General features: G+C 47.8%; 21 protein-coding genes. 5 read left to right on the top strand and 16 right to left on the bottom strand.

Annotation, left to right across the window (positions count from 1 at the left end; translation table 11 throughout):
- Nucleotides 1-185: 185 nt before the first annotated feature.
- From pckA to E8L90_RS28540, 5 genes are all read right to left on the bottom strand, one after another.
- Nucleotides 186-1769: a phosphoenolpyruvate carboxykinase (ATP) gene (gene pckA / locus E8L90_RS28565; RefSeq protein ID WP_137032827.1), complete on the bottom strand. Its 1584-nt coding sequence runs from the start codon at nucleotides 1767-1769 to the stop codon at nucleotides 186-188.
- 292 nt (nucleotides 1770-2061) lie between these two features.
- Nucleotides 2062-3204: a M20 peptidase aminoacylase family protein gene (locus E8L90_RS28560; RefSeq protein ID WP_137032826.1), complete on the bottom strand. Its 1143-nt coding sequence runs from the start codon at nucleotides 3202-3204 to the stop codon at nucleotides 2062-2064.
- 58 nt (nucleotides 3205-3262) lie between these two features.
- The gene (locus E8L90_RS28555) at nucleotides 3263-3610 is read right to left on the bottom strand and encodes an SCP2 sterol-binding domain-containing protein (RefSeq protein ID WP_244297445.1); all 348 of its coding nucleotides are present in this window, start codon (nucleotides 3608-3610) and stop codon (nucleotides 3263-3265) included.
- Nucleotides 3611-4113: 503 nt separating this feature from the next.
- Nucleotides 4114-4506 carry a VOC family protein gene (locus E8L90_RS28545; RefSeq protein ID WP_106839139.1) on the bottom strand — a complete coding sequence of 131 codons (393 nt, stop codon included), beginning with the start codon at nucleotides 4504-4506 and terminating at the stop codon, nucleotides 4114-4116.
- A 22-nt stretch (nucleotides 4507-4528) separates the two neighbouring features.
- Nucleotides 4529-4969, bottom strand: a complete 441-nt coding sequence (locus tag E8L90_RS28540; protein ID WP_007726368.1) for a hypothetical protein — start codon at nucleotides 4967-4969, stop codon at nucleotides 4529-4531.
- Between the two features lie 305 nt (nucleotides 4970-5274).
- Here E8L90_RS28540 and E8L90_RS28535 point away from each other — a divergent pair, with 305 nt between their 5' ends.
- Entirely contained in the window at nucleotides 5275-7329 is a 2055-nt protein-coding gene (locus E8L90_RS28535; RefSeq protein ID WP_137032824.1) for a methyl-accepting chemotaxis protein, read from the top strand.
- Nucleotides 7330-7383: 54 nt separating this feature from the next.
- Here the strand turns inward: E8L90_RS28535 and gcvH are convergent, their stop codons facing one another.
- The 6 genes from gcvH to E8L90_RS28510 all read right to left on the bottom strand — a co-directional run bounded on the left by gcvH (nucleotide 7384) and on the right by E8L90_RS28510 (nucleotide 11028).
- Nucleotides 7384-7764: a glycine cleavage system protein GcvH gene (gcvH, locus tag E8L90_RS28530; protein WP_137032822.1), complete on the bottom strand. Its 381-nt coding sequence runs from the start codon at nucleotides 7762-7764 to the stop codon at nucleotides 7384-7386.
- A gap of 59 nt (nucleotides 7765-7823) precedes the next feature.
- Nucleotides 7824-8276, bottom strand: a complete 453-nt coding sequence (locus E8L90_RS28525; RefSeq protein ID WP_137032820.1) for a redoxin domain-containing protein — start codon at nucleotides 8274-8276, stop codon at nucleotides 7824-7826.
- A 33-nt stretch (nucleotides 8277-8309) separates the two neighbouring features.
- Entirely contained in the window at nucleotides 8310-9500 is a 1191-nt protein-coding gene (locus tag E8L90_RS28520) for an aminotransferase class I/II-fold pyridoxal phosphate-dependent enzyme (RefSeq protein WP_137032818.1), read from the bottom strand.
- Complete coding sequence (locus tag E8L90_RS28515) at nucleotides 9497-9862, bottom strand: arsenate reductase family protein (RefSeq protein ID WP_137032816.1); 366 nt, start codon at nucleotides 9860-9862, stop codon at nucleotides 9497-9499. Before E8L90_RS28515 ends, E8L90_RS28520 begins: the two co-directional genes overlap by 4 nt.
- A 133-nt stretch (nucleotides 9863-9995) precedes the next feature.
- A complete protein-coding gene (locus E8L90_RS30405; RefSeq protein ID WP_167497628.1) occupies nucleotides 9996-10169 on the bottom strand; it encodes a hypothetical protein in 174 nt (57 codons plus the stop codon).
- A gap of 46 nt (nucleotides 10170-10215) precedes the next feature.
- Nucleotides 10216-11028 (bottom strand): DUF2797 domain-containing protein, encoded by an 813-nt coding sequence (locus E8L90_RS28510; protein WP_137032814.1) that lies wholly within the window; start codon nucleotides 11026-11028, stop codon nucleotides 10216-10218.
- 141 nt (nucleotides 11029-11169) lie between these two features.
- Between E8L90_RS28510 and E8L90_RS28505 the strand changes: the two genes are divergently transcribed.
- Nucleotides 11170-11871 (top strand): polysaccharide deacetylase family protein, encoded by a 702-nt coding sequence (locus tag E8L90_RS28505; protein ID WP_137032812.1) that lies wholly within the window; start codon nucleotides 11170-11172, stop codon nucleotides 11869-11871.
- A 58-nt stretch (nucleotides 11872-11929) separates the two neighbouring features.
- Here the strand turns inward: E8L90_RS28505 and E8L90_RS28500 are convergent, their stop codons facing one another.
- On the bottom strand, nucleotides 11930-12658 hold the full coding sequence (locus E8L90_RS28500; RefSeq protein ID WP_137032810.1) for an amino acid ABC transporter ATP-binding protein: 729 nt from the start codon (nucleotides 12656-12658) through the stop codon (nucleotides 11930-11932).
- Nucleotides 12659-12843: 185 nt separating this feature from the next.
- Between E8L90_RS28500 and sppA the strand changes: the two genes are divergently transcribed.
- From sppA to E8L90_RS28485, 3 genes are all read left to right on the top strand, one after another.
- A complete protein-coding gene (gene sppA, locus E8L90_RS28495; RefSeq protein WP_137032808.1) occupies nucleotides 12844-13809 on the top strand; it encodes a signal peptide peptidase SppA in 966 nt (321 codons plus the stop codon).
- Between the two features lie 29 nt (nucleotides 13810-13838).
- Nucleotides 13839-14330, top strand: coding sequence for an RDD family protein (locus E8L90_RS28490; RefSeq protein ID WP_137032807.1), 492 nt, complete (start codon nucleotides 13839-13841; stop codon nucleotides 14328-14330).
- A gap of 117 nt (nucleotides 14331-14447) precedes the next feature.
- Complete coding sequence (locus tag E8L90_RS28485; RefSeq protein WP_244297442.1) at nucleotides 14448-15458, top strand: CAP domain-containing protein; 1011 nt, start codon at nucleotides 14448-14450, stop codon at nucleotides 15456-15458.
- A gap of 812 nt (nucleotides 15459-16270) precedes the next feature.
- Here the strand turns inward: E8L90_RS28485 and E8L90_RS28475 are convergent.
- The 4 genes from E8L90_RS28475 to E8L90_RS28460 all read right to left on the bottom strand — a co-directional run bounded on the left by E8L90_RS28475 (nucleotide 16271) and on the right by E8L90_RS28460 (nucleotide 22037).
- The gene (locus E8L90_RS28475) at nucleotides 16271-17455 is read right to left on the bottom strand and encodes an MFS transporter (protein WP_137032803.1); all 1185 of its coding nucleotides are present in this window, start codon (nucleotides 17453-17455) and stop codon (nucleotides 16271-16273) included.
- Between the two features lie 28 nt (nucleotides 17456-17483).
- On the bottom strand, nucleotides 17484-19568 hold the full coding sequence (locus tag E8L90_RS28470) for an ABC transporter ATP-binding protein (protein WP_137032801.1): 2085 nt from the start codon (nucleotides 19566-19568) through the stop codon (nucleotides 17484-17486).
- A 15-nt stretch (nucleotides 19569-19583) separates the two neighbouring features.
- A complete protein-coding gene (locus tag E8L90_RS28465) occupies nucleotides 19584-21326 on the bottom strand; it encodes an ABC transporter ATP-binding protein (protein WP_137032799.1) in 1743 nt (580 codons plus the stop codon).
- Nucleotides 21327-21461: 135 nt separating this feature from the next.
- A complete protein-coding gene (locus E8L90_RS28460; protein ID WP_137032797.1) occupies nucleotides 21462-22037 on the bottom strand; it encodes a GNAT family N-acetyltransferase in 576 nt (191 codons plus the stop codon).
- Nucleotides 22038-22056 lie beyond the last annotated feature (19 nt).

Raw genomic sequence — 22056 nt, 5'->3', positions numbered from 1 at the left:
AGCTTACCTGACTCTATTCCGACAGTCAAATGGAAAAGTTGTCCCCATCCTTACTTCGAAAGTATTCGATGGCAGCAAATAACGGATACGCTAAAAACCGTCGGTCACACGCTGACGGTTTTTTTACGTTTTCACGAAGAAAAAACGGATAGACCTTATCGTCTATCCGTTTCTTTCCTATTCCATTACTTTACTTTAGGGCCCGCATTTGCAATATCTGCTGCATTCGGGAATTTCTTCTCGAAGTTTTCAATGAAGCGTGCAGCCAGATCAGCCGCTTGCTTGTCGTAATCTTCCTTGTTTGCCCATGTATTGCGTGGTTGCAGAACCTCAGCAGGAACACTCGGGCAAGAAGTCGGTACTTGCACTCCGAAAATGTCGTCAGCTACATAGTCTACTTTTTCCAGCTCACCGTTCAATGCTGCTGTTACCATCGCGCGTGTGTAGGACAGCTTCATACGTTGCCCAACACCTACCGGGCCACCGGTCCAACCAGTGTTCACCAGGTATACTTGAACCTTGCGCTCGTCAATCTTCTTACCGAGCATTTCTGCATAAACGACCGGATGTAGTGGCAAGAATGGAGAACCGAAGCAAGTTGAAAACTCTGTTTGTGGAGCGGTTACACCACGCTCTGTACCTGCCATTTTGCTGGTGTAGCCAGACAGGAAGTGATACATGGCTTGCTCTTTGCTCAGCTTAGAGATTGGAGGCAATACACCGAACGAATCGGCTGTCAAAAAGACGATGACATTTGGTTGCCCGCCTACGCCTGGAATCACAGCACCCGGAATGGCTTCCACTGGGTACGCAGCGCGTGTATTCTCTGTATATTTGGTGCTATCGTAGTCTGCTACACGAGTCGCTTCGTTTACGTCTACATTTTCAAGTACAGTACCGAACTGGATTGCTTTCCAGATTTGCGGTTCGCCTTCTTCAGACAGCTTGACGCATTTTGCATAGCATCCGCCTTCGATATTGAACACGCCATTGTCAGACCAGCCGTGCTCATCGTCACCGATCAAGAAACGATCCGGGTCAGCAGACAGCGTTGTTTTTCCTGTACCGGACAAACCAAAGAACAGGGCAACGTCTCCGTCTTTACCTACGTTCGCAGAGCAGTGCATCGGGAGTACGTTGCGCTCTGGAAGCAGCATGTTCATGACGCTGAAGATCGACTTTTTCATTTCGCCAGCATACTCAGTGCCACCGATCAGCACTGTCTTTTGCTCAAAGCTCATCACAATGAAGGTCTCGGAGTTCGTGCCGTGAACCGCAGGATTGGCCTTGAAATTAGGCGCATAGATAACCGTGAATTCTGATTCATGCGCAGCCAGTTCTTCTTCGGACGGACGGATGAACAACTGACGTGCAAACAGGTTATGCCAAGCGAATTCGTTCACTACGCGGATTGGCAGGCGATAGGTTGTATCTGCACCCGCAAAGCCATCGAAGACAAACAGTTCATCTTTTGATTGTAAGTATTGGAGCACGTCTTGTTGAAGTGCTTGGAATTTTTCAGTACTGATTGGTTGGTTAACTGGACCCCAGTTGATTTTATCGTGTACGGAAGCTTCGTCCACCACAAATTTGTCCTTTGGCGAACGGCCGGTAAACTTCCCTGTTAGCGCATTGAGCGCCCCCTTATCGGTCAAAATCCCTTCGCCACGCTTCACTGCCATCTCAACAAGATTAGCTACAGGCAAGTTATGATACACTTTTGTAGCTCCAAGAATGTCAGTAAGCTTTTGAACCGTATTGGTTTCCATGTGTGAACGATCTCCTTCCCAAAATGTGTATCATTTATTGTGACTTTCTAATTGTCTCTCGATTTGTAATTAGTATATCACATTTAGCTAAATAAGCTACATAATTTTATAATCTCTCATGGAGAATGTGTGAATAACCCTCCTCATGCGTATTATTCCCCAACAGCAGTATTTTGTCCACAAACCAATCAGTCTATCGACTATACGGGAAGTACACAGAGACATTTTCCCCACAAAAAGAGCAACACCAAGAGTTTACTCCCCTAGTGTTGCTCTCACAAGGCATAAAGATTTACGTATTTTCAAACGTTTTTACGACAGTCTGACACAAAATCGCCACACCCTTTTCCAATGCAGAGCGGTCAAAATGCATCAGCGGATGATGCAGCCCTGGTACCAAATCACATCCAAGAGCCAGCATCGTCGCCTTGATATGAGGACGCTCCACCGTATAGTAGTGGAAATCCTCGGCTCCCGGACTGACTGGCGCAGCTCGCAAATTCTCTTGACCGAGCACATCTACGATCGCAACCTCCATAAATGCCTTCGCTTGATCATCGACCTCTGCCGCTACCATGCGCGACCCGGCCTCTACCTCTATGCGTGCCTGAAAAGACTCCGCAACTCCGTCGATCATTTGACGAACTCGATTCACTAGGTCATCCATCGCCTGATTCGTTTGTGCTCGCAGATCAAGAGCAAAACGCGCCTTATCCGGAATAATGTTGTAGCTCTCTCCCCCGGCTTGCAGCATGGTCATTTTGACGGTGGCAGGCACCATCGGATTGATATGTATATGTCCGAGTCCAGAAATAATCGCTCCCGCTACTTCAATCACATTGATCCCGAGATGCGGTCTCGCTCCGTGCGCTGCGACTCCTGTGATTTCCCCGTAGAGAAACATGGCTGCACCGTTGTAGATGGCGGGTCCTGCGGTTCCATTTGCCATCTCCTGAATCGGTCTTAAGTGAACACCGTACAAATAATCGATGTCATCGACGACACCCTTCTCCACCAGCTTCAATGCTCCCGTTCCTTTTTCTTCTGCTGGTTGGAACAAAATTTTTAACGTTCCTGGCGGTTGATATCCAGCGGCAACCAATGCTTCTACCGTTTCCACGATCAATGTCATATGAGCGTCATGACCGCAGGAATGATTCGCGCGCCATTCACCGTCCACTTCTTGCCAGAGAGCATCGATATCTGTGCGCAAGCCTACAACTGGCTTCCCTTCGCCCCATTCTGCCACTAATCCTGTACAATCGTCAAAAGTCGTAACACGCAGTCCCAAGGCACGCATGCGCTCAGCCAAATAACGAGTCGTTTCTACTTCCTTCCAGCTTATCTCCGGATTCTCATGCAGATGACGGAATGTTTCGGCAATAGCATCTTTACGTGCAGCAACCGCTTGTTGCAACGACATAACAGTAGACATCAAAGCGCCTCCTCCAAAACCGTTTCTTCCTATTATATCACACTGCCCAATGGATAGTTCACCGACAGGTCAGTCGCAAAATGGTATCGAGCTTCAATTGGTCGCGCAATGGCCCTGCTATTTGCACCTTTTCTTTGGCTAGAACATAGACGAGCTCATCGCCGCCAAAGAGCATGTGCATTTGTTTCTCCGCTCCCCTAATGATCAAATCGGCAGGCTGATCTTCTGTCCATACATCCCAGGATGCAATGCCTTTTGCTATGGTCAATTGCCACTGTGACGGTGAATCATCCACTACAATTCCGATCCTGCGCTCCCATCCTGCTGTAATGAATCGCAAGTGTGCTTTTCCTTGTAGTCTCTCGCCCAGTTCAAAAAGCAGTCTGCCCATTCCGATCATCTGCATGGCACCCCTCTCTTCCTAATTGGGTTCGTGGCCTGTCAGGTCGAATCCTTTGGCGAGGCATGAGAGTCACTGTCGGCTGTTGTCAGGGGGGCCACTTTTTCTCGACATTTTAGAAAGAGCTTTAGAGAAAGCTTTTGAGTCAACATAGTGGAGGAGAAGAAAAAGCACAGTTCTCTTCGACTCTGACACGCCCGCAAGGAGGATTCACTGGTCGTCTACACTTCAAAAAGGGGACCGTCGAGCCAAAGCCACCCTACGGGCGGACGTTTCTCAAGGAAGAAGTGTTCGACAAGCGTGGTCCCCTTTTTGAAGTTCCGACTGGGGAGGCTTTGTCAAGGTCTACGAGCCCTGTGCTTTTTCTTCTCAACAGCTTAGTATGTTCATCGGTACCTTCTAAAACTTTTAAAAACCATCCACAACCGCAACAGCTTTTTCCGCACCACAGTAATGAGATGACAAAAAACAAAAAAGCATCCGCTTTACGCAGATGCTTTTTGCAAACACTACTCATCAAACTCGTCTTTATCGAGTCGCACCTCAAGGTGGTGACCATCGGGTGTTTCAAAATACACATTATAGCTAGTAGGCTGTGTAATTGGGCCACGATAGCAAATATTCTCTGCCTCTAGCTTATCGACCAGATAGTCCAGCTCAGCACGGCTCTGCACAGAGAAGGCGAGATGATCGACTTGCCCTACGCCGCCTTTCCCAGCTTCCCCGCCATGAGGATGAAGACCGATCCGTGTGTATGTGCCAATTTGAAAGTAGACAGGTGCTCCTTCCGTCATATTCTCTTCCGGGATAGGGACTTCCAAAATGTCCTTAAAAAAACGAGCTACCTTCACAACATCACTACAATTCAAAGCGATGTGGTGAACGGCTTTCAAATGAAACATTCACACTGCCTCCCACGTCAACTCAGGTCATGCGCTCTTGTGCGACATTAGCTTTTCTTTTATTGTACTGCTTCAATCGCTCGCTTAACCGTCTCAAACGAATCATCAATGCTTCCCGCCAATCGTCATCCTGTAACTCCTTGGCGATCCCGAGCAGATCAAGTGAAATATCGATCTGCTGTTTTAACACTTCGGCGAAGCTGGCAGCTTCATCCGTCATGGTACAATTCTCAAACAACTCGGATGTATTGTCAACACTCACAAAGTCAGCAAAATCCACTTCTGGAGCCTGATCTCCTTGAGCATATTCTACTAAAATTTCGTATTCTCCCTCAATACCAGGATGAACTTCAATTCTGTCACATACAGGACAAAACATGATCGGGACATTGTGTACAAGCGTTTTATAATGACGGACTGAGCCTACGGAACCTACCATTCCAGCACCACAACAAAAACTCATATAGTCTCCCTCCCTATTCGCCAAATGAAACGTCCATGTCCGTTTTTTGGTCGAAACTTTGTCTGTATCCGCATTGTAGCCTATATGCCCACTGACACTCCACCCGCAAATGCTACCAATAAATAAATCGAAGTAAGATTTGGTTTATCCATTTTACTCGATTTGCTTAGATTCATGCAACATTTTCTGACTAGTTTGAATACTCATCCCCATTTGCCTAAATCCATCATAAAAGGTTGTCTTCATCTATCCGATAATAAGAAATAATAATCATTTTAGCAAAAATTCAAAAGGAGAGCGGTTTCATGCTTCGTTTCAAAAGTCTTCGTGCTCGAACCCTGACCATTACTCTGCCTGTCATTATTTTGACTCTTTTGCTCGTCGTGGGCATCGGTTTCTGGTTCTCTGTCGACCAACTGAATCGGGAAATTGAAGACAAAATGAATTATCAACTCGATATGGTCGGCAGCAATGTGGAAAAGCAACTGGAAGCCCACAGCAAGGTAACCCTGAGTATGGCTCGCTTTATTGAAATGGCTCCTATTACAAATTCGCTTCCGCAGTTAAATTCCCTGCTGTCCAAAACCGTTCTCATTAATGATACGACGGTTGGAATGGGAATTTTCATGGAACCTTACGCTTTTGACCCGAACAAAAAACTCGTTGCTACTTACGGGGCTAAGAACGACGGCAAGGTTAACATTACAGATGAGTACAGCAGTGATTCCTATAACTATCCCAACCATGACTGGTACAAGGTAGGTATTTCAACCAAGAAGGAAACCGATTATTCCGAGCCGTACTTTGACGCAATTTCCAAGGTGTCGATGGTGACGGTAGTCGCTCCTTTTTACACTCCGGATAAAAAGCTCCTGGGTGTAGCCACAGACGATATCACACTCTCTAACGTGGAAAAGCTCGTCTCCAGTACAAAAGTAGGCGAAACAGGCTGGGCCTTTTTGGTGGATCAAAAAGGGAGATACCTCGCTCATCCACAAGCAGACAAGCTGATGAATCATTCCGTTCAATCTGACGATAATGCATCCTTGGCAGGAATAGGTCCTTCTCTTTTAGAAGAGAAGTCAGGGATGAAGACATTTACCGATGAAAACGGCATCAATCGCGTTTATTTTCAAGAGCTCGGTAATACAAACTGGACAATCGCTCTCGTAATGCCAGAAAAAGAAATTGCCGATCCACTCTATGACTTGTTCTTTGAGCTTTGTACAGTGAGCCTGATCGGGCTGTTGATCATGATTGCTGTCATCTATTCCTTCAGCAAATACTTAACCAAACAAATCGAGCGTGCCAACCAGCTGTCGCAAGCCCTCTCCAATGGCGATTTTACCGCTTCTATGGATATTAAGACAGTAGATGAGATCGGGGTTATGGCAAATCGATTCAACTCCATGACGGCAACCTTACGCGAAACACTGGGTCAAGTCAGCTTCAACGCTCAACAGGTTGCTGCTACGTCTGAGCAATTGATGGCAAGTGCGGAACAGACGAGCAAAGCAACAGAGCAGATTGCTCAATCCGTTCAAGAAATTGCCTACGGTACTGAGCAGCAAGTGGACGCGACTGTTCAAGGCTATGAGGTCATCAACGAGATTGCGGTACACATCGAAGCGATGGAAAAAGGCATTGAGGATGTAAATCTCTCCACACAAGAAGCGAATCACCAAGCCACAGATGGCAATCAGATGGCAGCAAAAACAGTCGAGCACATGGATGTGATCCATAGCCAGATGGCCAAGACATCTGCCATTGTCAATACGCTAGGCCAACGCTCCCAAGAGATTGGAGAAATGATCTCACTCATCACGACGATCGCCAATCAAACCAACCTGCTTGCTCTGAACGCCGCTATCGAAGCAGCTCGCGCCGGAGAACAGGGACGCGGCTTTGCGGTCGTAGCCGACGAAGTACGCAAGCTGGCCGAACAGTCCAGTTCTGCCGCCGAGCAGGTCAGTCACATCGTCACCGTGATTCAGCAGGACACAGGCTCAGCAATTGCGGCAATGAATCATGGTGCTTCTATTTTGGAAGAAGGCATGACTCTCGTTCGCTCAACAGGAAATGCATTTGAGCAAATTACCGGCTCCACGTCGGGGTTGCTCGTTCGTATGAATGAAGTGACAAGCGAAATGAGCAAAATCAGTCAGCAAATGCAAACGATTGTATCCGCCATTACACATATTACACAAATCACGGAGCAATCAGCCGGCAACTCTCAAACGGTTGCAGCAGCGGCGGAAGAGCAAACCGCCTCTATGGAGGAAATCTCTTCGGCTGCAACGATGCTAGCGAAAATGGCAGAAGAGCTAAATGATGCCGTACGAACATTCAAGCTGGAGTAGTTCGTCCATCAATAAAGAAAAGCCGGAGCACAAAAGCCCCGGCTTTTTTGTTTCCTATTCTTTTACCATCGCTTCGTATTTGTCTGCATCCATCAGCTTGTCCAGCCCGGCTGCATCAGACAATTCGACGACGATCATCCATGCTTGCTCGTATGGCGAGGAGTTCACCAGTTCAGGTGCGTCTTCCAGTTCGCCATTTACTTCTACTACTTTACCAGTTACAGGAGCGTACAGTTCAGAAACGGTTTTTACCGATTCCACGCTGCCAAACGGCTCATCCTGTTGGATTGTCGCGCCTACCTCAGGCAACTCGACAAACACGATGTCACCCAGCTCTGCTTGAGCAAAAGAAGTGATTCCGATGTACGCCTTGTTTCCTTCTACTCGCACCCACTCATGCTCTTCACTGTAACGTAGATTTTTCGGGAATTCCATCGTTTACATATCCTCCTATCGGGTACAATCCATTACACATACATAATTAGACGAACATTCTAGGATTCCTCTTCGATCCCCAAAATTCTGAACAAGCGTTTTTTTACCAGTTGGAGACCCTTCTCTCCTGCCTGAAAGTGACGTAACTGAAGAGCCTCGTCAAACAAATAAAAAGCGGGGACGTATTCATTCTGGAATGCATCGGCTGTCTTTCTATCATTATCGATTGCAATAGGGTGTGTCAAATGTTGTTCTGCAATCGCCTTCTTTATCAGCTCGATATCTGTATCTTTTTCCCAATGAGTCGTATGAATGCCAATGACCTTCAAACCGTTTGCAGCGTATTGGTCTCGCCATTCATTTATGCTTGGCATCGATTCCATGCACATGTAACAACTGACGGACCAGATATGCACCAAAACAGGACTTCCAGCCAAATCAGCTTTGGTTACTTGTCCATTGATCCACTCCGTAATCCCGGGAAAGTCAGGCATTTCTTCGCGCAAACGCATGAAAGCTCATCCCCTCTTTTTTGACTTCAACCGCTACACACTTGTTTTCATGCGAAGAATTCCGGATTGATCAATGGCAGCCACGGCCTCTAACAGGATCTCAGGAGGTTGGACGAGAGCAATTCGTACATACCCTTCTCCTTCTTCGCCGAAGGCACTTCCCGGAACGACCACGACTCCGGCTTTCTCCAGTAACGCGAAGGCAAACTCTCGTGACGTCCAGCCGTTTGGTACAGCTGCCCAGACGAACATGGTCGCCTTGGGAGATGGAATGCTCCATCCTGCTTTTGCCAATGCGCCCAGTAGCACATCACGCCGTTCCTGGTATACGGGCGCGACTGTGTTTTCCCCACCCGATTCCCGATCCTTTCGCAAAGCCTCAATGGCCATTTGCTGTACAGGCAAAAAGACGCCGTAATCGATATTGGATTTTACAATCGCAAGCGGCTTGATGATGTCTGCATTCCCTACAACGTAAGCGATCCGGCAACCCGCCATGTTGAAGCTCTTGGAAAACGAATTAAATTCAATTCCCACTTCCTTCGCTCCCGGCACTTGCAAAAAGCTCGGCGCCTGGTAGCCGTCAAACACCATCTCCGAATAAGCCAAATCATGAACCACGATAATGTCAAAGCGCTTGGCAAAAGCCACCACCTCTTCAAAAAAGGCGAGGGTAGCGACAGCGGAAACTGGATTATTCGGATAGTTCAGAATTATAAACGTTGCACGAGCCGCAATCTCCTCTGGAATGTCTGTCAGCTTTGGCAAAAATTCATTTTCTGCCCGCAGAGGCATCCGGTAAGGTACCGCTCCCGCCAAATGAACACTGCCTTCGTAGATCGGATACCCAGGATCAGGTACGAGAACGATATCTCCTGGATCGGTCCATGCCAAAGCAAAGTGAGCCAAACCATCCTGTGACCCCATCAAGGAATGAACCTCCCCATCCGGCGCCAGCTCCACCCCAAAACGATATTGATACCAGCGGGCGACCTCTTCTCGGAAGGCCGCCGTCCCCTCGCTCAACGGATAGCGAAAAGAGGTTGGTTGCCAGATAGCATGGATTAGCGTTTGCAGAAGCTTCTCGTCAGGCTGCTGATCAGGACTGCCAATGCTCAAGTCGTATACCGTTCTTGTTTTGGCAACTTCCCTTTTGCGAGCCTCCATCTCTGAAAAAATATCGGCGGAGAGATGATTCAGTCTTTTGGAAGGTTGGCGCATCATGCCTTCCCTCCCCAAGCCTTCTCGAGTTCTTCTTCTTTGAAACCAAGGGTTACGGTACGATCGTTTGCGAGTAGAGGCCGTTTGATCAGCTTGCCATTAGAAGCCAACAGCTCAAGCATTTCATCCTCTGACATCGTAGGAAGCTTGTCCTTCAAGCCCAGCTCGCGGTAATGGACACCACTCACATTGAAAAACTTGCGCAAATCGAGGCCGCTTGTCTGCCAAATTTGGTGTAGCTCTTCTTTAGACGGCGGTGCATCTACAATCGGAATTTCTTCGAAGCCAATATTTTGATCGGTAAGCCATTTTTTCGCTTTGCGGCATGTATCACATTTGTTGTATAGGTAGGCTTTCATCGTCATATTCAATTCCTCGCTTTTTTGTTTCTGTTCATGTATTTATTGTATAAGAATTGGTAAACGTGTAGCAAACAAAAACGACAGCCGTCCCTCTCTTCTGGCTGTCGTCATACGTTTTCTTCTCATGTGGAATCTGTTATTCGTTGCGCTCTCTCTTTGCATAATCTCTCTCATTCGTCGGGTCAGGATTTACCTGCCACATTTGCGAAAGCGGCGAGAAGGGCACCCCTAGTTGCTCGGCATTCTGGTCTTCCACGGCCTCAGCCAGTGTCCCGGTTAAAGGCATGGTATATTCAATGTGCTCATCCATCTGCCATCCTCCTTCACATGTCCTAGTGTGAGGAGTTTGCACGTCATTATGCAGACGGTTTTGCTTTGATCTCGACTTGGTAGCCAGCGTGCTTTCTCGTCTGGAATACACCATTTTCAAAAATCAAATACTGTGCTTTCACACCGATCAATCGCCCGCCGAGTTGTTCTTCTTTATCGAGCGTCTTGGAATTAATTTTATCCAGTGACTCCAAGATCGGATAGGCAATATCTACCCATTCGTCCTCGCGATATTGGAATGCTTTAAACTGTTCAGGAAAATGACCGTACACTTCATCGCGCATGGCGAGCAAGTCGATTTCCTTCACATCTCCCTTGAGCATTTTGCGCCAGTTGGTCTTGTCCGGCAAAAACTGACTCAAGTGGAATTCAAGCTCCCCAGCCATCCGACGAGTGGGAAGCTCTGCTATCGGAATCGCTCGAATCGCGCCTTGATCCACCCAGCGTCTCAATTCATTATGCTTGCGAGTCAATCCTACCTTTATATCACTCGACACTGCCAGGTAGACAAAATGAGGGATCATGCAATATTTCTCGCCAAAGCTCTCGTCCCGGCAGGTCCCCAAGTCAAAATGACATTCATGCGGCTTGACGATGCACAAGTCATTTTCCGGCAGTTTGGTAAAACAGGGATAGCAATACCCGCTGTTAAACGTCTTATTTGTTTTCCGGCCGCAGGCAATACAATTTTTTTCGCCTAAAAACGAAATCGTCAATTCACTGCCCAGCCATTCATTAAGCGGAAGGCGATACCCGCCGATATTCAAATAGTAGTCTACCGGCTTGTCCCCTCCATGGTACTCGTGTGTTAGTCCTTGCAACATACCGCGGAGTTCCACCAAACTCTCTCCTCTCCTATGTACGGTTCTTCCATTTTAACATAACCGCCACCTACTCTGACCGCTGTTTTCTTTTGGTAGCATGTTTTGCCTAGCAGGAGGTGAACCTAATCACATCCCAGAAGAAGGAGGCGATTGTTTATGCACAAATGCATACGGTACGCCTTGCTACTCGCCTGCCTTCTTGGCTACGGCACCCTACCTGCTTTTGCCCAGCAAACACTGCCTTCGTATGAGCCGATCCACAGAATCGACACAGTGAAAAAGGTCGTCGCCCTCACTTTTGATGATGGGCCAGATGCTATTTACACGCCCAAAATTCTTGAGGTGCTTCATCAGTACAATGTTCGCGCTACGTTTTTTGTCCTTGGCTCCCAAGTGGACAAGCATCCAAAAGTTTTGCAGTGGATTTACAAGGCTGGGCATGAAATCGGCAACCACGGCTACCACCATTTTGATCTGAACAAGCTGACCGAGCATGAAGTGTACGAAGACATCAAGCATGCAGAGCGCTCCATTTTGAAGACGACTGGCATTTTGGCGCAGTACTACCGTCCACCCTACGGTATCCTGACACATGACGTCATGAATGCGGTTCAAACCAGTGGCTACGACATCATTCACTGGTCGATTGATCCTCGTGATTGGTCTTTGGCACGCACAGCTAACGTCATTGCCAAAAGCGTCAAGAGTAATGTCTCCTCCGGGGATATCATCCTGTTTCATGATGGGGGCTTAAACCAACGGCAAACAGTCGCTGCACTGCGGGAGCTCATCACGGATTTGCGTTCGCAAGGTTATCGGTTTGTCACGGTCAGCCAATTGTTGGATGCAGCAAAATAATACGGCACCAGTGCTCGTTTTTCATGATACGAAACGAAGCAACTGGTGCCCTTCTTTTTTATGCCAATACCTTGCCCAAGAACGAACGCAAGCGATCGTTAACGGTATTGCCAAAAACCTCACTCGGATGACCTTCTGCCATGATGATACCTTGATCCATAAAAATGATTCGGTCGCCCACTTCCTTGGCAAAATTCATTTCGTGTGTCACGATCACCATTGTCATGCCTTCTTTGGCTAAATTTTTGATGACGGCAAGCACCTCTCCTACCAGCTCCGGGTCCAGGGCGGATGTCGGCTCATCAAACAGCATAACCTTTGGATTCATGGCAAGCGCCCTTGCGATTGCCACTCGTTGCATCTGTCCGCCAGACAGCCGCTCGGGATACACATCGGCCTTGTCCTGGAGTCCTACCTTCTGCAAGAGAGCCAAGCCTTGCTTGCGAGCTTCTTCCTGAGACATCTTCTTTACTTTTACAGGGGCGAGCATGACGTTTTCCAGCACCGTTTTATGCGGAAAAAGATTAAAGCGCTGAAAGACCATCCCGACCTCTTCTCTAACTTTATTCATATCGGTCTTGGGGTCTGACAAATCATGTCCGTTGATGACAATCTTTCCACTGCTCATTTCCTCTAGCTGATTCAAGCAACGTAAAAACGTGCTCTTGCCCGAGCCTGACGGACCAATGACACAGACTACTTCCTTTTCTGCTACCTGAGTCGTAATGCCCTTCAACACTTTCAGATCGCCGTAGTTCTTCGTCAAATTCGACACCTGTATAATCATTTGTCTGCCCCCCTATTGCGATAAAACAAGCTCGTTTGTGGTTCTTGCATCTCTATTTTAACGCAATAATCTAAAAATTACACAAATTCTCTCCATAGACAATCGACTCCATCCCATTTTTTCCAGCACTCGCCCCATGCGTAACTCTGCCCTTGACGGCTCATGCTAAGTGTGAGGTGGTTTTCATGCATCGAAAAAAATGGATCGCTCTAGTAATCGTACTGGCCGTTTTTCTATTAGGGCTTTTGGTGGAAGGTATTTACGGGACTTATACAGATCTCGTCGACCATCCTGGGTTCGCTTGGGAAGAAAATGTGGTGTCGGGCTATGGCAACAGCAAAATTGTGCAGCTGTTTGTAAACGGCGTTATTTCGGGGCAACAGAATAGCGCTGGGCTACCTTCGATGACGGAGCTATTAACGGAACAACTACGCCGAATTGAAGAGGATGAACTAGTGAAAGCCGTGGTCCTTCGCATTGATAGTCCAGGGGGAGAGGTCGTCGCTACCGATGAATTACACAGACGCTTGCTACGGCTCAAGCAGGTGCGCAATCTTCCCATTGTCGTCAGCATGGGTTCCACAGCAGCCTCTGGCGGCTATTACTTGGCCACAACAGGCGATGCGATTTTTGCCAATCCCAACACACTAACCGGCAGTCTCGGTGTGATTTTCAATCTGTTTAACTATAGTGAAGCTGCGAACAAGCTGGGTGTGCATCAATACGCGATCAAGAGCGGACGCTTCAAAGACATCGGTAGTCCGTCCCGGCCACTGACGGACCCAGAACAGCACATTTTCCAAACACTCGTCAACGAAAGCTACAACCATTTTGTCGACGTCATCGTCAAGGGCCGCAACCTCTCCCGTCAACGCGTGCTGGAAATCGCTGACGGCCGTGTCTATTCCGGTGAGCAAGCAAAACGTCTGGGGCTCATCGATGAATTCGGTGATTTAGAGGAAGCAACACGCTACGCGCACTCTTTGTCTGGAGAAAAAGAAGCCATGGTCATCCGCTATGCAGACCAGCTCTCCATCAGCAAGCTGTTATTTAGCATGAAACAGTACTGGTCGAATCCTGATCCACTTGGTCTCAATCGAATATGGGACCGCCAAAGCTCACCTCGCCTCCTGTATCAGTTCATGCCTTAGCCTGTTAAAAAGGAAAGGAGTGGCTTCTCATGAACCAGCTTCCCCACGATGAAAAAGCACATGAGCCTGTATCCCATGAGCCCTATCATGAAGCCCATCCACAGCATTCGTATGCAGGCTTCTGGATTCGTGTCGTAGCCTCGCTCCTTGATTCGATGTTCTTGATCGGGATTAGCTACCTCGTTTTCAATCCGTTACGGCGTGTTTTTTCCGTTCCTTACGCCTCTTTTCACTTCATCGATTTGGTTGAGGTGTTATTTGATCTCCTCTATATGATCTTGCTGACCTGGTGGACCGGACAAACCTTGGGAAAACTGATCACAGGCATCCGTGTCATCAGTGCCAGACAGGCGCGAGGCAATCTATCCGGCGGACAAGTATTATTACGCGAAGTCATTGGCAAATTCATCGCTTCACTTGTATTCGGACTGGGCTATCTATGGGTTGCATGGCACCCACGTAAGCAAGGCTGGCATGATCTGATCGCCAAAACATACGTCGTCCGGGATCGTCGACCATAACCTCCGCTCTATAGCGGGGGTTTTATTTTTGCATCCTTGGTCCCTATTTTTGTAGGAGCTTCCTGCCGATACCATTACCAACAAGGCAGATCCTATCCCAACCGAGGAGGAAGATACATGCGTAAACAGAAAATAACCAGCATCCTCGCCCTGAGCCTTTCGCTGGCTCTGCTCGGCCACTTTGCCCCTGTCCTTCCTATTTCAGTTGCATCTGCTGCCCCTCAAGCAGTAGCTGTTAAAACGAATAACGTCTATAACCTTCAACTAGGAATGAGCCCAGCACAGGTAGAACAAGCATTAGGCAAGCCTGCCCGCATTGATCCTAGTCATACGGGTGTGGAATGGTGGATTTACAATCAAGATTTGAACAACTACCTTCAAGTCGGCATGCAAAACGGCAAAGTCGTGACGTTGTTTAGCAATGGAGCCAAGCTGAATCTGAATGGCATCACGATTGGATCTACTACAAAAGACCTACAAAATAGCTGGGGTGCACCGCAAGACACGCTGACGATCATGCCGAGTCTGCGTATCCAAAAGAATACCCTTACTCATCCGACCTATATCCAAAACAATCAAGTGATCACCTTCTCCATCGATCAGCTGGGTGGAAATAAGGTCGCAGGAGTACGCATCTCTACTCCTGAGCATTTTGCCACCATTGCGATTGGCTTGATGTATCCCATTTCCTATACGAAATTACCGGAACTGCCAAAACTGACAGACGCACAAATAAAGCAAGCAGCGCTCGCATACGAGAAACAAAATTTGGACTTGCTCAACGTGGCGAGACAGCGTGCCAAACTGCCCGTTATCACTTGGGATGAACAAGTAGCAGTAGTGGCCAGAGCACACAGCCAAGACATGGGCCAGCATAACTTTTTCAACCATACCTCCCCATCTACGGGAAGTCCGTTTGACCGTTTGAAGAAAGCTGGCATTCGCTACAGCTCAGCTGGTGAAAATATTGCCTACGGACAGCTAGACGGGGTCGAAGCCCACATAAGCTGGATGAACTCCGCAGGCCATCGTCAAAACTTGCTCAATCCAAAATTCAAGCAACTCGGTGTCGGTATCGTTATGAAAGATGGCCGCCCGTATTTCACGCAAAATTTTGTTACTCGCTAAGTTTCGCGGAACTGATTCAAAAGACGACCCTGTCCTCAAATTTTTGGGGATAGGGTCGTCTTTTGTATGTTCCATCTAAAAATCATATCCAAGATAAAATTTTAGTTTTTGATGGGAATATTACAATGAATATATGACCAATCATTCTATGAAGATAATAAATTCACCTTTGAAGATGCGTTGGATTTTGATACTGGTGAATCTCTTGAGCATTGGATCAAATTGTATTGGAATAGTATGATGACACTTGAAGAGTACTTGTTAAAAAAACCTTATCTAAAACCAGAAGTGTTGGTTTTTGAGTCAATACCTAAAGAGATCATAGGCGTATGTGAAAATTCGTAAATATGTGCACCTGCATGCTCTTCAATCTATAGGAGTTTTTGAAAAAAGGCTTATCGAATACCAAATAACAAATAAGTTCAATCGCATTTTTTGTAAAGAAAAAGGTACAGTCTCCTCATCTTTTGTGAGTGACTGTACCTTTCTCAGATCAACGGTCTTTTTTGTAGCCTCTTTGTCAATTGCTATGGCTGCGAAGTTGAATTTGTAGTAGCAGGTGCAGGTGCAGACGGTTTCGGAGCCTGGCCGTCATCTGAGAAAAACGGAATGATTACCAGACTGAGCACGAAAAATAAAATCCAGGCAAGGCCTCTTCTGAAAATGCAAGGTGTCAGCATCGGGTAACCCCTTCCAATCATGCTGTTCTACTTATTATTCATACGCTTCCCTCCTTGATGCCCGTTTATGCTTTTTTGGGCAAAAAATAAAAGCCTCGCCAAAAACTTGGCGAAGCTTTTCCATCCTTGTTTTTACCCCTGTTTTTGCAACGGCATCGAATACGTCTGTTCCTGGGTAGTCTTTTGCTTGAAAAACAGGCAAGCTGCCGCAAAAACAACGAGCAGCGATCCCATCAGCCAAAAGATCGTCCACGGCTCCCACACGTCCATCAGCAGGCCATTCACATTCGGAGCCAAAATACTGGCGACACCAAAATTGACACCGGCGATAATTCCTGCGGTAGGAACCATCGATGCTGGTAAAATATCTGCCGAAAAAGCCAAGCCCAGCGAGTAAAACGAGCCGACAGCCGCTCCCGCTATGGCCAACAGTAGCATCATCAGCCATATGTTTTCACCTGCAAACGGGAACAAGAAGAAAGCCAATCCCCCTACAAGCGCACACACGAGCATGACCTGCTTACGTCCTATACGGTCACTCAATGCCCCCAGCGGCATCTGCAAGATAATACTTCCCACGACAAACGACGGAAGAATCAAGGAAACCCATTCAATGGACAAGCCGGTACGCAAGGCATAAACGGGGAAACTACCGTTGAGTGACGTCTCCATGAATCCGAACAAAAATGAAGGAATCAGCGCCAGCCAGGCAAGTCGTAAAACAAATGCGTATTTGTTTTGCTTTTTTTCCGTTTGTTCGATCTGTGCTGGGAATTCATTTTTGATCCGTGATAATAATAAGAAGGCAATCAGATACAGAACGAGCAAGCCGCCAAAAGGTACCCAAATCCCCAAATGGAGCACGCTTAAGCCTAATGGACCAACGCTAAAGCCCACGCCATATGCCAGCCCGTAAATGGAAAGATCACGTCCACGATTCTCCGGAGCTGCAATCTTCGTCACCCACATTTGGCTAGCGTAATGTAAACCACTATCGCCCACACCCATCAGTAAGCGTAATACGAACCAGACCGCCAAATGACTAAACATCGGGATGAGCGCTGTTGCGATCGTCACTAACAGCAATCCCCATAATATCGTGGATCGGTATCCAATGCGCCGCAGTGGGATTTCTAAAAATGGATTGACCATGACCATCCCAATATACAAGGCAGCGGCGTTGAGTCCGTTCATCACAGATGAAACACCTTGTTTTTCCAATAAAACCGTCAGCATCGGGATCGTCAAGCCTTGGCTTACCCCCGCAATACCGACAGCCAAAATCAACACCCAAAAGGTGTAACGTGACTGTGACATGGTGTTGTTTCTCCTCCCTAGCTCCCTACTAAGCACTCTCTACGGAAGCACTCCCCTGCTGAAGCTGGTACATTTTTTGATAAAGACCATTTTGCGCCATGAGTTCGTCATGGGTACCTCGCTCCATGATTTCTCCACGGGACAAAACAAGAATCTGGTCGGCGTGCTGAATCGTCGACAATCGATGTGCAATGATGAATGTCGTCCTACCTTTTGATAGTACATGCAACGCTTCCTGAATGGCTAGCTCTGTTTCACTGTCAATGCTTGCCGTTGCTTCATCCAAGATCAGCATCGCCGGATCAGCAGCCAATGCACGTGCAAAAGAGATCAATTGGCGCTGGCCAGCGGATAGTGTCATGCCCCGCTCGACAACTGGTTCGTCATAACCGCCCGGCAGCTTGGAAATGAATTCATCAGCACGTACCGCTTTTGCAGCCCGCTTCACTTCTTCATCCGTAATCGTATCCTTGTACATGCGAATATTGAATCCAATGCTTCCCGTAAACAAGAACGGGTCTTGCAAAACGAGACCGACATGACTGCGCACCGAATGCGTATCAATCTGTCTCATATCCTGCCCGTCGATCAAAATGCTCCCTTTCGTCACCGGATAGAACCCGAGCAGCAAATTCATCAAGGAGCTTTTTCCCGATCCGGTGTGCCCTACCAGCGCAATCGTCTGCCCAGGCTGCGCCGTAAAGGAGACGTTTTTCAAGACGTAATCATCACCCTGATAAGCAAAAGATACGCTATCAAAAACAACCTCTCCACGCGGGCGCTCGATTTGCGCACCCGTTTCTTGCTTCTCCGTCATCTCATCCATAATTTCGAAGACGCGCCCCGCCGAAATGGTCGCCTGTTGCATTTGCGACAACCGATTCATGATCATATTGATTGGTTCGAAAAAACGCCCCATGTAATCGACAAAAGCAAAAAGCGCACCAAAGGAAATCGCACTGTGGAAGGAAGTCGAGCCGTAATACCACACGATCAGCGTCAAGGAAATTTTCCAGATCAAATCTACCGCTGGGCGCAAAAGCAAGGATTCGAGATTGATTTCTTTCATCCGCACCTTGAAGTAGTCTTCGTTTACATCCGCAAACTCCTTTTGTACACCTTTCTCCCGACGAAAAGCCTGCACGATCGTCATGTTCTGGATCATTTCATTGATCGTTGTGTTCATATCACTGAGCTTCGCGCGAATCACCGCATAGTAACGAGAGCTATACTTTTGATACACGTAGACTAGCAGTACGAGCACTGGCACCGTCAAAAAGCAGAAGAAGGCGAGCTCAGGCTGCAAGATGTAGAGCGCGATCAAGATTCCAATCAAATAAAGACCGTTCTGTACAAATGTGGCGAGCACACTTACATACAGCTCACGGATGGCTTCTGTATCATTGCTCACACGGGAGACAAGCGCACCTACTGGCGTTTTGTCAAAAAAGGCAACCGGAAGCTTTTGCAAATGGATAAACAACTTCATCCTCATTTGCTGAATGATGCGCTGGGCGATCTTTTGCAGCCACAAAATCTGGACGTAGTTGAAACCAGCAGAGAGCAAGATCAGTGCTCCATAACCTACAGACAGCCAGACAATGGGCAGGAAATCCCCTTGATACATCACCTTGACTTCCTCTGCGGTTAGCCGAATGCCTGTGGAGGTCATCTTTTGACCTGATGGATCCTTCGTCGTTACCTCGAAGCGCTCCCTGCTGTTTTCTGGCGCAATCGGAGTGAATTGCTTCTCCGCGTTTGGATTCACCTTACCAAAGACCAAGTAATAGGTCGTGCCTTCTGTCAGCACGGTTACTTCCTTTTGTTTGATGCTGTCCAAAGCAAGACCCGTCATTGCTGCGACATCTTCTCGAATATAGTTTGTACCGTTCAATGAGGCGACCTGCCCCGCTGCTTGTGGTGGCACTTCGTCCAGTTGATACCAAGGCTTTTGGATCGCCAAGATGTGATTATCAATCATGACCTTGGCTAAAAAAGGACCCGCCAACTCTGCACTCGTTCCCAGTAAGAGCAGGAACAGCGCGCCCAGTATTTGCTTTTGAAATGGCCTGGCGAACTCGGTCAAACGCCCCCATACCTTTTCTTTGCTCATGAAACGCTCCCCCTTTCAACCAGCCACGTCCTGTTCCATTTGCTGACGACGGTACTGCTCCGCATACCACCCGTTGCGCTGCATCAGCTCGTCATGTGTCCCTCGTTCGACGATCTGCCCCTCATCCAGCACGAGAATCAGTTGTGCGTGCTGTACGGCAGACAATCGATGAGCAGTGATAATCGTCGTTTTATCCGCGCGCTCCTGTCGCAGATGACGAAGGATACTCTCCTCAGTCCGCGCATCCACAGCCGATAGTGAATCGTCGAGAATCAGAATATCCGCATCCGTCAAAAGAGCGCGTGCAATGGAAATACGCTGTTTTTGTCCCCCAGAGAGGGTGACTCCCTTCTCTCCAACCATGGTTTGCAATCCATCTCTGAATTGCGCCAGATCTCTCTTCATCTCCGCAAGCTCCAACGCACGCATCACTTCCTCAGTCGTTGCTTGTGGTTTTCCGAATGTAACATTTTCTGCAATCGTCCGTGAGAACAGCAAATGCTCCTGAGGCACATAGCCGATTTTTTCCCGTAGCGTATCGAAAGCGAGTCCTTCGATCGGGATGCCCCCGATAAACAGAGCTTGTTCCTTCATCTGATATTGATGCAATAAGGAACGACACAACGTCGACTTGCCGCTTCCCGTCCGTCCGACAATCCCGAGCGTCTCTCCTTCTCCCAAACGAAACGAGATGTCGGTGAGTGCCGGCTTGTCAGTGCCCGGATATGTAAAGGAAAAATGGCGTGCTTCTACGGTATTGGCGATTTGGCTCGTGACCGGATTCGCTGCTTCCGTCACATCTGGCTGCTCCACCATTAGCTCTGTAAAACGCTTGTGGGAAGCGCCGCCGCGTTGCAACACATTGACCAGCCAACCAAAGGCGAACATCGGCCAAATTAAAAGTCCCAAGTATAAATTGAACGCAACCAAATCCCCTAAGGAGATAGCGCTGGTGAACACCAAATACGTCCCATAGCCCAGACCGATCAAAAAGCTGAAGCCAATAATAATCCCGATCGTCGGCTCGAAAAGGGCATCGATCCGCGAAACGCTCACATTTCGCTCCAACGTTTTTTCACTAACCCGGCGATATGCCTCAATATCGGCCTTTTCCTGAACAAATGCTCTCAAAACCCGAACACCCGATACGGATTGTTGAACATGATCATTCATCTCTCCGAAGGCTTCCTGTGCCAAGTAAAAGCGCTCATGCAGCAACTTTCCATAGTACGCCGTTGACCAAGCCAAAAACGGCATCGGAATCAGTGCAGCCAGTGTCAGCTTCCAATCAATTGAGGTCACCATAACGCCCAGCGTTAACAAGGTCATAAACAGCGCATCGACAAGCGTAAGCACTCCTGTACTAGCCGTTTGTTCAATGGCGGGAATATCGTTGGTAGCCACAGCCATCAGATCACCACTGCGTTTGCGATGAAAAAACGACGGGGTCATTCTGGTCAAATGGGCAAACAGTCGCTCACGCAACGTCCTCTCGAGAATCAAGGCTCCCCCATTTAACAAGTACCGCCAGAGAAACCGCAACCCATACAAGCTCACACCCAATACGAGCAAGATGACCACTGTTTGCGTCAAGTCAGCGTCCGTCAGGGAACTGTTGCGAATTGAATCGACCAGATCCCCGATTAATTTCGGCGGCCAAAGCATGAGGACATCGATAATAAACAGCACTGAGATTCCAATGACGTATCGTTTCCAATAGGCACGAAAAAACCAAGATAATTGCCGAAGTGTCTGCATCTAAATCACCTCTATTTATTCAAAGCTAACAGCACGACTAAAAAAGGGCTTGCGAATCACGCGCAGCCCTCTTGATCTGTCTTCACCATCGTAATTTACAGAATTTTCATTGTCAATCAAAGCATACAGTTCAACCTACGATTTTTTATCGGTTTTCCAGTCAAGCCATTCCTCTTTTAGCAGGCTGTAAGTGGCATGATCCACGTAATGATCATAAAGGAATTCATTCCGGCGCAGTATCCCTTCCAGTTGAAACCCTAATCGTTCCGGGATCGATCTGCTCTTGTCGTTTTCCGTAGCAGCCTGAATCGTTACTTTTTCCAAATCCCATGACCCGAAGATCAACACGTCCAAGTACGTCGCCACTGCTTCTGTCATCAGGCCCTTGCCCTGAAATTGCGCACCCAGCCAATAGCCGATGGACGTTTTTTTATTGATCCAATCCACCGTATGTACGCCGACTGTTCCAGCCAGACGCCCTTGGTACCAAATGCCGTAGTTGATGCCGCGATTATCGTTGTACTGCTGGATCGTCGCTTGGATGAATTGGCGAGAATCCTCTACCTTCTTCGTATAATTCAGCCATGGCAGCCACTCCATAAGATTCTTGCGGTTTGAATCCGTAAGCAAAAATAACTCCTCAGCATCGGCTAATTCTAATTGTTTCAAGTACGTATCTTCATTGATGGCTATCCGTTGAATCGTTTGCATACGAATCTCCCCTTTTATT

This window comes from Brevibacillus antibioticus (assembly GCF_005217615.1).
Classification (GTDB): domain Bacteria; phylum Bacillota; class Bacilli; order Brevibacillales; family Brevibacillaceae; genus Brevibacillus; species Brevibacillus antibioticus.
This window is presented reverse-complemented; position numbering and strand designations above follow the sequence as displayed.

Excerpts from the sequence above, each read along its gene's own strand:
- E8L90_RS28545 (WP_106839139.1), bottom strand. The coding sequence starts at position 4,506 with ATGTTTCATTTGAAAGCCGTTCACCACATCGCTTTGAATTGTAGTGAT.
- E8L90_RS30405 (WP_167497628.1), bottom strand. The coding sequence starts at position 10,169 with ATGGATGAGCACATTGAATATACCATGCCTTTAACCGGGACACTGGCT.
- sppA (WP_137032808.1), top strand. The coding sequence starts at position 12,844 with ATGCATCGAAAAAAATGGATCGCTCTAGTAATCGTACTGGCCGTTTTT.
- E8L90_RS28515 (WP_137032816.1), bottom strand. The coding sequence starts at position 9,862 with ATGACGATGAAAGCCTACCTATACAACAAATGTGATACATGCCGCAAA.
- E8L90_RS28470 (WP_137032801.1), bottom strand. The coding sequence starts at position 19,568 with ATGAGCAAAGAAAAGGTATGGGGGCGTTTGACCGAGTTCGCCAGGCCA.
- E8L90_RS28525 (WP_137032820.1), bottom strand. The coding sequence starts at position 8,276 with ATGCGTTTGCGCGAAGAAATGCCTGACTTTCCCGGGATTACGGAGTGG.
- E8L90_RS28465 (WP_137032799.1), bottom strand. The coding sequence starts at position 21,326 with ATGCAGACACTTCGGCAATTATCTTGGTTTTTTCGTGCCTATTGGAAA.
- E8L90_RS28490 (WP_137032807.1), top strand. The coding sequence starts at position 13,839 with ATGAACCAGCTTCCCCACGATGAAAAAGCACATGAGCCTGTATCCCAT.
- E8L90_RS28520 (WP_137032818.1), bottom strand. The coding sequence starts at position 9,500 with ATGATGCGCCAACCTTCCAAAAGACTGAATCATCTCTCCGCCGATATT.
- E8L90_RS28505 (WP_137032812.1), top strand. The coding sequence starts at position 11,170 with ATGCACAAATGCATACGGTACGCCTTGCTACTCGCCTGCCTTCTTGGC.
- E8L90_RS28555 (WP_244297445.1), bottom strand. The coding sequence starts at position 3,610 with ATGCAGATGATCGGAATGGGCAGACTGCTTTTTGAACTGGGCGAGAGA.
- E8L90_RS28475 (WP_137032803.1), bottom strand. The coding sequence starts at position 17,455 with ATGTCACAGTCACGTTACACCTTTTGGGTGTTGATTTTGGCTGTCGGT.
- E8L90_RS28460 (WP_137032797.1), bottom strand. The coding sequence starts at position 22,037 with ATGCAAACGATTCAACGGATAGCCATCAATGAAGATACGTACTTGAAA.
- E8L90_RS28560 (WP_137032826.1), bottom strand. The coding sequence starts at position 3,204 with ATGTCTACTGTTATGTCGTTGCAACAAGCGGTTGCTGCACGTAAAGAT.
- E8L90_RS28535 (WP_137032824.1), top strand. The coding sequence starts at position 5,275 with ATGCTTCGTTTCAAAAGTCTTCGTGCTCGAACCCTGACCATTACTCTG.
- gcvH (WP_137032822.1), bottom strand. The coding sequence starts at position 7,764 with ATGGAATTCCCGAAAAATCTACGTTACAGTGAAGAGCATGAGTGGGTG.
- E8L90_RS28500 (WP_137032810.1), bottom strand. The coding sequence starts at position 12,658 with ATGATTATACAGGTGTCGAATTTGACGAAGAACTACGGCGATCTGAAA.
- pckA (WP_137032827.1), bottom strand. The coding sequence starts at position 1,769 with ATGGAAACCAATACGGTTCAAAAGCTTACTGACATTCTTGGAGCTACA.
- E8L90_RS28540 (WP_007726368.1), bottom strand. The coding sequence starts at position 4,969 with ATGAGTTTTTGTTGTGGTGCTGGAATGGTAGGTTCCGTAGGCTCAGTC.
- E8L90_RS28485 (WP_244297442.1), top strand. The coding sequence starts at position 14,448 with ATGCGTAAACAGAAAATAACCAGCATCCTCGCCCTGAGCCTTTCGCTG.